General features: G+C 72.8%; 11 protein-coding genes. 5 read left to right on the forward strand and 6 right to left on the reverse strand.

The window, feature by feature from the left end:
• Positions 1-146: 146 nt before the first annotated feature.
• Positions 147-368 carry a hypothetical protein gene (locus AB8O64_RS21960; protein WP_370420851.1) on the reverse strand — a complete coding sequence of 74 codons (222 nt, stop codon included), beginning with the start codon at positions 366-368 and terminating at the stop codon, positions 147-149.
• Positions 355-1,746 (reverse strand): PspC domain-containing protein, encoded by a 1,392-nt coding sequence (locus AB8O64_RS21965; RefSeq protein ID WP_370420853.1) that lies wholly within the window; start codon positions 1,744-1,746, stop codon positions 355-357. Before AB8O64_RS21965 ends, AB8O64_RS21960 begins: the two co-directional genes overlap by 14 nt.
• 132 nt (positions 1,747-1,878) lie before the next feature.
• Here AB8O64_RS21965 and AB8O64_RS21970 point away from each other — a divergent pair, with 132 nt between their 5' ends.
• The 3 genes from AB8O64_RS21970 (at position 1,879) to AB8O64_RS21980 (ending at position 5,697) form a co-directional block, all read left to right on the forward strand.
• Positions 1,879-3,615: a serine/threonine-protein kinase gene (locus AB8O64_RS21970; protein WP_370420855.1), complete on the forward strand. Its 1,737-nt coding sequence runs from the start codon at positions 1,879-1,881 to the stop codon at positions 3,613-3,615.
• 88 nt (positions 3,616-3,703) lie between these two features.
• A complete protein-coding gene (locus AB8O64_RS21975) occupies positions 3,704-5,017 on the forward strand; it encodes a PspC domain-containing protein (protein ID WP_370420857.1) in 1,314 nt (437 codons plus the stop codon).
• Positions 5,014-5,697, forward strand: coding sequence for a response regulator transcription factor (locus AB8O64_RS21980; protein WP_356453323.1), 684 nt, complete (start codon positions 5,014-5,016; stop codon positions 5,695-5,697). Before AB8O64_RS21975 ends, AB8O64_RS21980 begins: the two co-directional genes overlap by 4 nt.
• Before the next feature lie 28 nt (positions 5,698-5,725).
• Here AB8O64_RS21980 and AB8O64_RS21985 read toward each other — a convergent pair whose 3' ends face one another.
• From AB8O64_RS21985 to AB8O64_RS21995, 3 genes are all read right to left on the reverse strand, one after another.
• The gene (locus tag AB8O64_RS21985; RefSeq protein WP_370420859.1) at positions 5,726-6,793 is read right to left on the reverse strand and encodes a hypothetical protein; all 1,068 of its coding nucleotides are present in this window, start codon (positions 6,791-6,793) and stop codon (positions 5,726-5,728) included.
• A 59-nt stretch (positions 6,794-6,852) separates the two neighbouring features.
• Positions 6,853-7,932: a hypothetical protein gene (locus AB8O64_RS21990; protein ID WP_370420861.1), complete on the reverse strand. Its 1,080-nt coding sequence runs from the start codon at positions 7,930-7,932 to the stop codon at positions 6,853-6,855.
• Positions 7,933-8,000: 68 nt separating this feature from the next.
• Complete coding sequence (locus AB8O64_RS21995; RefSeq protein WP_370420862.1) at positions 8,001-9,065, reverse strand: hypothetical protein; 1,065 nt, start codon at positions 9,063-9,065, stop codon at positions 8,001-8,003.
• Positions 9,066-9,251: 186 nt separating this feature from the next.
• Between AB8O64_RS21995 and AB8O64_RS22000 the strand changes: the two genes are divergently transcribed.
• Complete coding sequence (locus AB8O64_RS22000; protein ID WP_370420863.1) at positions 9,252-10,367, forward strand: alpha/beta hydrolase; 1,116 nt, start codon at positions 9,252-9,254, stop codon at positions 10,365-10,367.
• A gap of 6 nt (positions 10,368-10,373) precedes the next feature.
• Here AB8O64_RS22000 and AB8O64_RS22005 read toward each other — a convergent pair whose 3' ends face one another.
• Complete coding sequence (locus AB8O64_RS22005; protein ID WP_370420865.1) at positions 10,374-11,468, reverse strand: NlpC/P60 family protein; 1,095 nt, start codon at positions 11,466-11,468, stop codon at positions 10,374-10,376.
• A 290-nt stretch (positions 11,469-11,758) separates the two neighbouring features.
• Here AB8O64_RS22005 and AB8O64_RS22010 point away from each other — a divergent pair, with 290 nt between their 5' ends.
• Positions 11,759-12,112 (forward strand): hypothetical protein, encoded by a 354-nt coding sequence (locus AB8O64_RS22010; protein WP_130879460.1) that lies wholly within the window; start codon positions 11,759-11,761, stop codon positions 12,110-12,112.
• The last annotated feature ends 90 nt before the right edge of the window (positions 12,113-12,202 follow it).

Genomic DNA, 12,202 nt, shown 5'->3' on the forward strand with positions numbered 1-12,202 from the left:
CTGCGGGCGCGTCCTCAAGCCCCGGACGAGCTTGATGGGGGCTGAGCTCAGCCACAGCAGTCCGTCCGGCGCTTGAGGACACAGCACAGCAGCCCGTCCGGGGTTTGAGGGCACCGCCGCGCAGCGGAGGTGCGCACTCCACGGCTTCAATCCCGGTCATCCCGGCCGGCAGGCTCGCGGCGGCGGCGGACGGAGACGGCGAGTGCGGAGACCGCGCCGGAGACGCAGAGGGCGATGCCCAGGGCCGGCAGCAGCACATAGGCGGGGAAGTGCCACCGGCCTGCGGCGGCGGCGAGATAGGCCGCGCAGCCGCCCAGGAGGACGAGTCCGATGACGAGCTTGCCCGGTTCGAAGTCATGGCGTCGCACGGGTCACCTCCACCTGGCCGATACCGACCTCGAGCCGGATCTCCAGCGTGCCGCGCGAGGTGTGTCCGGCGAGCGGCGGCAGGCTGATCCGTTTGCGCTGCCCGGGGCTGATGTCGATGTCCTCGCGCTGCTCGCCGGGCAGCTGGATGTCGCCGAGGCCGACCTTGACGTCGAGCCGGGCCGTGACGTCCGGCGGCACGATGATCTTGAGCTGTCCGGCCCCCGCCCCGGCGCTCGTGCCGATCGGCTTGTCCTTCGGCCAAGCGACACCCGACAGGTCGAGCACGCCCACGCCGCTGCCCACCGCGTAGTGGTCCCGGACCTCCGCCGCGCTCGCCGGGCGCCAGGTCCTGCGGGTCCAGTCGGCCGTCACCGACTCCGGCAGCGCGGCGGCGCCCGTGAGCAGGACGCCGGTCAGCATCGCCGCGAAGACGGTCCCGCCGCCCGTGCGCCCGTACAGCGCGCTCGTCGCGATGCCGAGGCCGAAGACGCCGAGCGCGCAGGCGAGGCCGATCTCCAGGGAGGTGCCGAGCGCCCGGTCGTGCCGGGTCAGACCGACGCCGAGCGCGAAGGCGGCCAGCGCCAGCAGGAAGAGCCAGCCGCCCAGCGCCCGCCCGGCCGGCTGCGGCGTGGCGCGGGGCGCGGGCGGACGGGCTGCCGTGGCCTTCGGCTCGTACAGGCCGTCGAACGGGCCGTGGCCGCCGTACCGGCCGTGGCCGGTGCCGTGGCCGGGTGCGGGACCGGGGGCCGGGGCGGCGCCCAGGCCGTCGTCGGGACCCCACAAATAGCCCGTGCCCATGGGAGCCGGGCCCGTCATGCCGTCCTTGACGATCGGGTCGCGCCACCAGGAGGGGGTGCCCGGCGTGGGCGGCGCCTTCGTCTCCGGCGGGGCCTCCACCGTTTTCTGCGTGGCGGGGGCGTCCTCCTCGCCGTCGGCGGGGCGGTGGTGCTGCGACCAATAGGCCGCGCCGACGATCGCGACGGTCAGCGCCAGCGAGAAGGCCATCGCCCCGCTGTTGTTGAGCATCGACAGGAACAGACCGCAGCCCACCAGCGCGCAGAGCAACGCCGTCAGGGCCGGGCCCTCGACCCGGCCGGACAGCATCCGCCGGGCCTCGTTCTCCTCCTCGCCCTCCAGCGGGATGAGCAGCCACGCCAGCCCGTAGACGATCAGGCCCAGCCCGCCGGTGACCCCGAGCACGCCCAGCACCACCCGGAAGACGACCGGGTCCAGGTCGAAGCAGCGGCCGAGGCCCCCGCAGGCACCGGAGAGCACCTTGTGCTCACGGCTGCGCCGCAAGGGCGGCCTGGCGCCCGGCGGCGGGTGGGGCGCCGGGTTCGCGGGCCGGGAGCCCTGGGCGGTTGGTGCGTCGGTCATACGGACATGGTGTCAACCGGGCGGTGCGAAAGGCATCCGTGGGGACCCTGCTCGTTCCCTGAGATTTTCCCTGAGACGGTGGCGGATATCGTGGCGCATCGAACACCCATGTGGGAACCGGAGGGGCGCACGGTGTCTGAGTCAGTGTCCGGGGCTGCGTCCGGGTGGCCCGAGGCGGCCGGATCGCGGCCGGATCGCGGTCTGCTGATCGCCGGGCGGTACCGGCTCCTCGAGCGTGTGGGCCGCGGCGGCATGGGCACCGTCTGGCGTGCCGAGGACGAGTTGCTGGACCGTCAGGTCGCGCTCAAGCAGCTGCACGTCTCCCCGTATCTGGAGGAGGACGAACTCGCCACCCTCTACGAGCGCACCCGCCGCGAGGCGCGCAGCGCGGCCCGTATCAACCACCCCAACGTGGTGGTCGTCCACGATGTGGTCGAGCACGACGGACTGCCGTGCATCGTGATGGAGTACGTGCCGTCGAGGACGCTCGGCGACGTGCTCCGGCAGGGCACCGTCTCGCCGGACGAGGCGGCCCGCATCGGGCGCGGCATGATCGCGGCCTTGCGGGCGGCCCACGCGGCCGGGGTGCTGCACCGCGACGTCAAGCCCGGCAATGTGCTGCTCGGCGAGGACGGGCGCGTCGTGCTCACGGACTTCGGCATCGCCCAGTCCACCGGTACGTCGACGCTGACCAAGACGGGCGAGATGGTCGGTTCGATCGACTACATCGCGCCCGAGCGGGTCAAAGGGGCCAAGCCGGGCCCCGCGTCCGATCTGTGGGCGCTCGGCGCGACGCTGTATCAGGCGCTGGAAGGGCGACCGCCGTTCCGCAAGGACACCGCGGTCGAGACGGCCTACGCCATCGCCATGGACCCGCTGGAACCGCCCCTGCGGGCGGGGCCGCTGACCCGGCTGATCGAGACCCTGCTCGCCAAGGAACCGGACCTGCGTCCGCCGGCCGAGCTGGCCGAGCAGATCCTGCGCGAGCCGGTGGCCGAGGTGGAGACGGCGTATCTGCGCATACCGGAGCGGCGGACCGAGCGCACGATGGCCACCACCTGCGCGCCCACGGCCGTTGAACCTTCCGGGCGCGACGAGCCCGCCGAGCCGCCGGGGCCCGCCGAGGCCGCGGACACCGCGGGGACGGTCGCTCCGCCGCGGTCCTCCGACGCGGCGGGGGAGCCGGCAGCCGCTGCCGCGCGCGAAGGCGGCGGCCGCCGGACCCGCAGGCTCCTGTGGGGCGCGACGGCCACCGTCGTCGTCGCCGGGCTCGCGGCCGGCGCGTTCTTCATGACGTGGGACGCCGGCCCCGGCCAGGACACCGACCCCCGGGCGACCGCGCCCAAGGGCGGTGAGCAGCACACCGGCCGGCCCGCCGACCCGTCGCAGGCCGCCTGGAAACCACCGCCCGTGCCGACGGGCTACCACCTGGTGGAGGAGAAGCGGCTCGGCGTCTCCTTCCCCGTGCCCAACGGCTGGACCCGTAAGGAGAAGTCGCCCGTCGAGGTCGACTACATCGCCCCGGGCGGACTCGTCGGCCTCAAGGTCAACGTCCTCGACTTCGCGAGCCCCGACCACCTCCAGCACTGGAAGGAGGTCGAGGAGCAGCTCAAGACGGAGGTCGACGGCTACCGGCTGGGTCGGATGCAGGAGACCAAGTTCCGGGGCGAGCCCGCGGCGGTATGGGAGTTCACCTTCAAGGGCCGGGTCCGTGAGTTCCGGGCCATCGACCTCGGGTTCGGCCGGGAGGGCGGCAATGAGTACGCCCTCTATCTCTCCGCGCCGAAGGACGAGTGGAACCGGCACGTCTCCGTCTTCAACGTGCTCCGCGACGGCTTCCGGCCGGGACCCGGCGGACCGGGCTCGTAAAGCGGCGGGTTCTTCCCGGGGGGTTTCCCGGGTCCGGTCAGGGACGACCCTGATACCCCTGCGGGCACGGGCATGTGACGATCGGAGCATGACCAGCGCATCGACGACGCCGCCCCGTGCCGGGGGCGCCTACGCGCCGCCCGACCCCGACGCCCCGCCGCTGCGCAAGCTGTACCGCAGTGCCGAGGGGCGGCTGCTGGGCGGCGTGGCCCGGGGGCTCGCGGGGCATCTGGGCATGCCGGTGTCGTGGGTGCGGGTCGCGTTCGGCGCGCTGTTCATGGTGCAGGGCATGGGTGCCGTGCTCTACGCGGTGTTCTGGTTCGTGGTGCCGCTCGGCGTCGGCGGGGTCGAGGCACCGCGCGCGGCGACCGCCACCGAGACCTCCCCGGACGGGCGCAGAAGGCGCTTGGCCCGTAGGCCCGACCGTGGTCAGGTCTTCGCGCTCATCGCCGTCATCATCGGTGTCGCGATCTTCGTCGACACGCTTCAGCTCGGCCGTGCCAACGCCTACATCTGGCCGCTGCTGCTGATCGGCGCGGGGGTCGCCCTCGTGTGGCGGCAGGCGGACAACGCCCGGCGTGCCCACTGGATGGAGGTCAGCCGCCGCAAGCGGGTCCTGCCGCTCGCGCGCGGCGCGGCGGGCGTGCTGCTGGTCGGCGCCGGGGTCACCGGCATGGTCGTCCTCCAGGGCTCGGCCCGGCACCTGGGCACGGTCCTCCAGGCCTCGCTGGCCGTCGTGGTGGGGATCGCGTTGCTGGCGGGCCCCTCGGTCGTCCGGATGACGCAGGACCTCTCGGCGGAACGGACGATGCGCATCCGCGCCCAGGAGCGCGCCGAGGTCGCCGCCCACGTCCATGACTCCGTCCTGCACACCCTCACCCTCATCCAGCGCAACGCCGACGACCCCCGCGAGGTCGCCCGCCTCGCCCGCGCCCAGGAGCGGGAGCTGCGCGCCTGGCTCTACAGGCCCGAGGGGCGCGGCAAGGACGAGGCCGAGGAGCCCACCACCCTGGCCGAGGCCGTGAAGGCCACCGCCGCCGAGGTCGAGGACTACCACGGGGTCCCGATCGAGGTCGTCGTCGTCGGCGACTGCCCGCTGGACGAGCGGCTGGCCGCGCAGCAGCAGGCCGCCCGGGAAGCCATGGTCAACGCCGCCAAGTACGGTGGCGAGGGCGGCGCCGTCCAGGTCTATGCCGAGGTCGAGGGGCGTACGGTCTTCATTTCCGTACGGGACCGGGGGCCCGGCTTCGATCCGGACGCCGTCCCCGAGGACCGGATGGGCGTCCGCGAATCGATCATCGGCAGGATGCAGCGCAACGGCGGCACGGCGAGACTGCGTTCCGCGCCCGACGGGGGGACCGAAGTGGAGCTGGAAATGGAGAGGGCGGAGAAGGCGTCATGACGACCGAAGAAGTGACGGAGCGCCATGCGAGGGTCGTGCTCGTGGACGACCACCGGATGTTCCGCACCGGTGTGCAGGCCGAGATCGGGGCCACCGAGCGGACGGGCGTCGAGGTCGTGGGCGAGGCCGCCGATGTCGACCAGGCGGTGACGGTCATCACGGCGACCCGCCCCGAGGTCGTCCTGCTGGACGTCCATCTGCCCGGCGGCGGCGGGGTGGAGGTGCTGCGCCGCTGCGCCCCGCTGATGGCCGACCCCGAGTCCCCGGTCCGCTTCCTGGCCCTGTCGGTCTCCGACGCCGCCGAGGACGTCATCGGTGTCATCCGCGGTGGCGCCCGCGGTTACGTCACCAAGACCATCACCGGTACGGACCTGGTCGACGCGGTCTTCCGGGTCAAGGACGGCGACGCCGTCTTCTCGCCCCGGCTGGCCGGCTTCGTGCTGGACGCCTTCGCGTCGACGGACGCCCCGCCGGTCGACGAGGACCTCGACCGGCTGACCCAGCGCGAGCGCGAGGTGCTGCGGCTGATCGCGCGCGGCTACGCCTACAAGGAGATCGCCAAGCAGCTCTTCATCTCGGTCAAGACGGTCGAGTCGCATGTCTCGGCGGTGCTGCGCAAGCTCCAGCTGTCCAACCGTCACGAGCTGACCCGCTGGGCCACGGCCCGCAGGCTGGTCTGACCGGTCGGCCCCGCAAGGCCCCTGCCCGCTAGGCCCAGACCTGCGGGTGGACGAAGACGGAGCCGTTGCGGGCGGCGACCACGACGCGGTGGTCGTGGGTCCTGGCCGGCACCGCCGGGAACGTGCCGTACACGCGGCCGAAGCTCTGGGGCGGTGAGAACGTGGCGCCGTTGACCTCCTCCTGTTTGGTGACCGCGAGCTGACCGTCCTTGAGCAGGAACACCTCCAGTCGGCCGTCCTGCGCCAGGACGGCCATCGGTGTGGTGTCCGTGCTGCCCGGGAGGGCCCGGGGCCGCTCCCAGCCGCGGTAACCGGGCGACTGGACGCAGTGGTAGCCCGTGGCGCCCGACCGCCAGAAGACGCGGATGCGCTGATCGGCGTCGGTCACGGCGCAGAGACCGTCGGCGACCTTGGCCCCGGGGGCGGAGACCTGGACGTAGTCGCCCCACCCCGTGGTGCTGCCCGCGGCCTTCTGCGCCGTGCCCCACACCTCGCGGGCGGAGCCGTGCGCGAAGACATGCAGCCGGCCCTGGCCGTTACGGGCCACCGCGGGTGCCAGGGCCAGGTTCGTATGGAGGACGGTCCCCTTCAGGGCGTACGGCGGTGCCCAGCCGTCGGGGTCCGTCTCGTGCTGGGTGACGTGCCGCAGTGTTCTGTCGGTGCCGTTGTAGAACACCGAGATCCGGCCGTCGGCGTTCAGGGCGGCCGCCGGGTTTCCGGCGACCCCGTGGGGCACGATCTCCATGGCGGCCGACCAGTCCCCGGTGTTGACGACCTGCTGGCGGTACAGCCGGAGGCTGCCGTCGGCACCGCGCCAGAAGACGTGGACGCGGCCGTCCGCGCCCCGCACGGCGGCCGGGGCACCGGCGACGCTGCCTGCCGTGCCGGGCGCGGTGTCCCAGCTCCCGTTCTCGGCCCAGGTCCCGTCGCGCTGCGAGGCCCTGCCGGCCAGGGCGTTGTCGGGGGTCCGGATGAACATGTGCAGACGGCCGTCGGCGTGGGACGCCAGGGCGGGGTGGCCGATAAGGCCTTGGGCGGGGCCGATGGACACGCTCTGCGAGGCCCAATTGAGGCCGGAGGCGGTGGGGGGCGGCACGACTCTCCTTCAGGCGCACACTGCGATACCGACAAAGCTGTTCACGAAGTCGCTCACGGTCACTGCTGTATGGCGACCCATGTGGCGTGGTCCGACCCGCGCGCCAGCACGGCGACCCGGTTGTCGGAGGTCGTGGTCGTGACCGGGTGGTAGCCGGCGAAGCCGGTGAGGTTGAGGGACTCGAAGGAGGTGAAGTCCGAGCCGTTGACCGACTTCTGCCGGGCGACGCAGAGGCTTCTGCCGGAGTCGATGACGAACACCTCCAGCTTCCCGTCCTGGGCGAGGACCGCCCTGGGCGTGGTGGAGACGGACCCCGGAAGGGCTCGGGAGGCGCTCCAGCCGGTGTAGCCCGCGCACTGGACCGCGTGGTGGGCCGTCGTGCCGGACAGCCAGAAGACGCGGACGCGCTGGTTGGCGTCCGTGGTGGCGGACGGGCCGGCCGTCACCCCGGCGTCGGGCGGTGAGACGCGGACGTACGGCCCCCACTCGTCGGTGGCGTCGGCCTCCGTCTGCGTGATGGCGTCCACTTCGCCCGCGGCGTTGGTCACGAAGGCGTGCAGGCGGCCGTCCCCGGCGCGGGCGACGGCGGGGGCCCTTCTGCTCTGGCCCACATTTCCGCGCAGACTCCGCGGCCGGCTCCAGGAGGCGTAGTCCACCCCTTGCTGGTGCACGTGCCACAGGGCGCCGTCGGTGCCGTGGAAGAAGACCGAGATCCGACCGTCGGCGTTCAGGACGGGCGCGGGGTCGCCCTGAACGCCGACGGCCGTCCCGCCCTGGTCACCGGCGGTCTTGGTGACGATCTCCTCCGGCTTGGCCCAGTCGGTGTTGACGGTCTTTTGCGAAAGACACCACAGGCTGCTCTTCGTGTCGCGCCAGAAGATGTGGAGGAGGCCACGGGCGTCCCGCAGAGCGGCCGGGACGCCGTCCACCTGGTTGGAGACGTTGCCGAACTGCTCCCAGCCCGCCCAGCTCCCGTCCCTGTTCTGCCATCGGTGGCCGAGGCCGCCGTTGCTGAACTGGGTGATCGCGTGGATGCGCCCGTCGGCTTGGGGCGATGCGCAGGGGGCGTTCGTAGTGGTGCCGGAGAGGCTGATGGGACTGTTCGGCCAGGCAAGGCCGGGCGTGGTGGTGGGTGGCACGCTAACCCCCTGCGGAAACGGTGCGCACTGCGATGATTACACAGTGTAGCGGCCTCGGTGACGGAGCGCTACGACGTCCACTGCTGCGTCCGGAACGAGGCGCGGCTGTCGCTCCCGTGCTCCCGGAGGGCCACCGTGACGCGGTTGTCCTGGACCCTGGCCGGAGCCGGGGTGCCCGTGTAGCCGCCGCCCAGGCTCTCGGGGCCGGCGAAGTCGTCCGCGTTGGGCCGCTTCTGCGAGGCGATCCACAGCCGGCGGTCCGTGCCGACCAGGAACACCTCGAGCCGCCCGTCCAGCGCGAGGACCGCCGCCGGTGTTTCCTGGGTGTTCCCCGGCAGGGCCCGCGGGGCGGTCCAGCCCGCGTACCCCGGGCCCTGGACCGCGTGCCACCCCGTCGTGCCCACCCGCCAGAAGACCCGGACGCGCTGATCCGCGTCGGTGGTGGCGAACGGCCTTACGGCCACCGTGGTCCCGGGCGCCGACACGCGCGCGTACCCGTCCCAGCTGTCACCCGAGGGGTCCGCCGGGTCCTGCGCGATCACCCGCAGCTCGTCGGCCGCGTCGTGTGTGAACACATGCAGCCTCCCGTCTCCGCCCCGGGCGGCGGCGGGGGCCGACGTGGCGCTCCCGCCGGCGTCCCCGCCCAGGCTCCGGGGTTCGGCCCATGCCGCGGCGTCCGCCCGCTCCTGCCGCACGAGCCACAGGGCACGGTCGGTGCCGTGGAAGAAGACGCAGGCCCTGCCGTCCGCGCCGAGCGCGACCGCGGGGTCGCTCGCCACCTGTGAGGCGAGCCGTTCCGGCGCACCCCAGCCGTCGGTGTTGAGCGCCGTCTGGCGCACGCCCCACAGGCCGTCGTCCCGGCTGCGCCAGAAGACGCCGATGATCCCGTCGGAACCGCGCAGGGCGGTGGGAACGCCGTCAATGGTGGTGGGGCCGAGGGCGAACTTGCTCCAAGGGGCCCATGAGTCGTCCCGCCGTCGGAGCCGCCCGTAGAAGTCGTTCGGGTAACTGCTGCGGACGAACACCCACAGACAACCGTCGGCCTGCGGTGCCGCCCCGAACTCACTGCAGTTGTTCTTGCCGAGGTCGTATCCCGACGACCATGCGAGGCCCGGGGTGGTGGACGACGGCACGAAAGCCCCCTGAAGTGCGGAACGGAGTGCGACGATCACCGACAGTATGTGCCGCCTGGGCCCCCGGCCGCCGGGAGAAACGGCGGCGGAACCTTCGCGCCTCCCATGGCATCTTGAACGGACGAGAGGCTCTCACTCACGCAGGGCCGGGGCCCGCCGGGCCCGCGATCCGGAAACGAGAGCCCGATGAGTCTGACGGGTACGCCCTTCTTCCTGACCACGATCGTCCTGGTCGTGGTGGCCCTGGTGCTGCCGCTCGCGCTGTGGAGCCGGATCGGCGGCCCGAAGGTCGTACGCCTGGTCACGCGGTTGTTCATGATCCTCTTCGCGCAGGTGACCGCGATCGTCATGGTCTTCGTGATCGTCAACAACTCCAACGCGCTCTTCGACAACTGGGACGACCTGCTCGGCACCGGCGACCACGTGACCGAGGCGGCCGACCTCGGGCCGGACGGCACCGGCGGCAAGTCGCTGGACCGCGAGCCGAAGGTGCTGCAGACGTTCAAGCCCGCCTCGGACGGGCGGATGGGGCCCGGAGTCCGCGAGACACAGCTCAAGGGCCGGATATCGGGAGTGGAGGGCGAGGTCTACGTCTGGCTGCCGCCGCAGTACGACGACCCGGCGTACAAGGACAAGAAGTTCCCGGTGGTCGAGGTGCTGCCCGGCTTCCCCGGCTCGGCGAAGGCGTGGTTCGGCAGCCTGAACGTCAACACCCAGCTCAAGCCGCTGATGGCCAAGGGCGAGGTGGCCCCCTTCATCATCGTCGCGCCGCGCACGACCCTCCTCGGGAACGTCGACACGGGCTGCGCCAACATCCCCGGCAAGGTCAACGCCGACACCTGGCTGAGCGTCGACGTCCGCAAGATGGTCGTCGACAACTTCCGGGCGGAGGAGAAGGCCGACGGCTGGGCCGTCGCCGGCTACTCGGCCGGTGCGCACTGCGCGGCGAAGCTGGCCGTCGCGCACCCCGACCGCTACCGGGCCGGGGTGAGCCTGTCCGGCTACAACGACCCGATCGGCGAGCCCGCCTCGCTCACCGCGAAGACCCCCGAGCTGCGCGAGGCGAACAACCCCTGGAAGATGCTCCAGCGCGCCAAGACCCCGCCGCGCGTCGCGCTGTTCATCTCCGGTGCGGAGGGCGACGGCTACCAGGGCGGGCTGGCGATCAAGAAGTCGGCGAAGGCGCCGACGACCGTCCATGTGTCGATGATCCCCGCGGGCGCGGGCGGGCACGGCACGGCGGTCTGGAAGCGGCAGGTCCCGGACGTCTTCCGCTGGCTCACCCGGCAGCTCCGGCCGTAGCCCCCGTCAGGCCGGTCTGGCCGCCCCCGCGAACGGCATCTGGTCGACGGGGGCGACCCGCACCGGCGCCCCGGGGTGCGGGGCGTGGATCATCTTCCCGCCGCCGATGTACAGGCCGACGTGACTGACGCCCGAGTAGAAGAAGACCAGGTCGCCGGGGGCCAGCTGGGACCGTCCGATCCGCCGCCCGGCGTTGATCTGCGTATAGGTCGTACGCGGCAGCGACACCCCCGCCGACCGCCAGGCCGCCTGCGTCAGCCCCGAGCAGTCGAACCCGGCCGGGCCCGTCGCCCCCCACACGTACGGCTTGCCGAGCGCGGAGTACGCGAAGGCCACGGCCCGTGCGGCGCGCTCCGTCGGGGCCTGCGCGCCGGCGTGGGAGACCGACCGGCCCGCCCGCCCCAGGGGCGCCGTGCTCGCGGCGGCGCCCCGCTCGGCTTCGCCCGCCGGGGCGTCTGCCGCTGCGCCGCCGCCCTGGAACTCCGCGCGCTCCTCGGCCGTGAGCCGGTTCAGGAGCCGCCGGGCGTCGTCGAGCTTCGCCTCGACGGTCCGCTTGTGCCGGGCCAGCGCGGCCTGTTCGTCCTTGAGCTCGGCGAGCCGGGCCGCCGCGGTGGTGCGGACCTGCTCCACGCCCCGCAGCTCGCTCCGCACCCGGGTGAGGGCGACGGCCTGCAGGCTGCCCGCGCGGTCGGCCAGCGACGCCCGTTCCAGATACCGGTCCGGCGAGGAGGACAGCAGGAGCCGCACGGCGGGCGGGAGGCCGCCTTCGCGGTACTGGGCGGTGGCGAAGGACCCCAGGGCGTTGCGGGCGGCGGTGAGCCGCTCGGTCCTGCGGGCCGCCTCGTCCTGCAGCCCGTCCAGCGCCGACCGGGCCCGGTCGGCCTTCTCCCGCACGCCGTTGTACCGCTCGGTGGCCACCTCGGCCTCCCGGTAGTACTGGCCGACCCGCGCCTTGACCTGGTCCTTGGTGGGAGGTGGCGTGGCGTTGCCGGTGCCGTCGAGCGCGGTCGCGGTGGCGACGCCTGCGAGGGCGAGGGTGGCCGCCGTCCGGGCGGTGTTCCCGGCCAGCGGGTACTGCTTGGGCTTGCGGTGCGACGCCACGTCGGTCGTCACTCCCTTCCGGAGCCTTGCGATGCGGTGTTCCGGACGACGGTGGTCCGCGCGAGGGGGGAGAGTGAGCGGACCACCGCCGTCTGGAGGAGGACGCTAAACCGCGGGGTCACGTGGATACGGGCTTGACCGGTAATGCCCGGAATCAGCTATTCAGTGACCGTCGGTGACCGCGCGGCTCGGGCCCGTACGGAGGGAAGCGGCCAGCGTGTGACCGATGTGGCGATAGCGCCCTACCTGGCTGCGGTCGGGTGCTATGGCCCCGGCTAGGGTCGGTCACCATGGACGTACTGATTCACGCCTTCGTCGGCCTGCACATCATCGGCATCGCCGCCCTGCTCGGTGGCTTCATGACCCAGATGAAGGCCATGGGCAAGGGCGAGGCCCGCATGGTCCCGGCGATGCTGCACGGCGCGCTGACCATGCTGGTCACCGGTGTCGCGCTGGTCGGCCTCAACCAGGCCGACGACAACACCGTCAACACCGTCAAGATCGGCGTGAAGCTGGCGCTGCTGATCGTGATCCTCGGCCTGGTCTACGTCAAGCGCGACGACGAGAAGGTCCCGGCCGCCGCCTTCGGCACGGTGGGCGCGCTGACCACGGCGAACGTCTTCGTCGCCGTGCTCTGGACGTAGCGACCGCGCTCGTCCTGGGCGGGCGCGGGCGACGGCGCCGGGCCCCTCTCCGTCCCCGCCGTCGTCCCCGCGGACGGAGCGGACGTAGAC

This window comes from Streptomyces sp. QH1-20 (assembly GCF_041283565.1).
Lineage (GTDB): Bacteria > Actinomycetota > Actinomycetes > Streptomycetales > Streptomycetaceae > Streptomyces > Streptomyces syringius.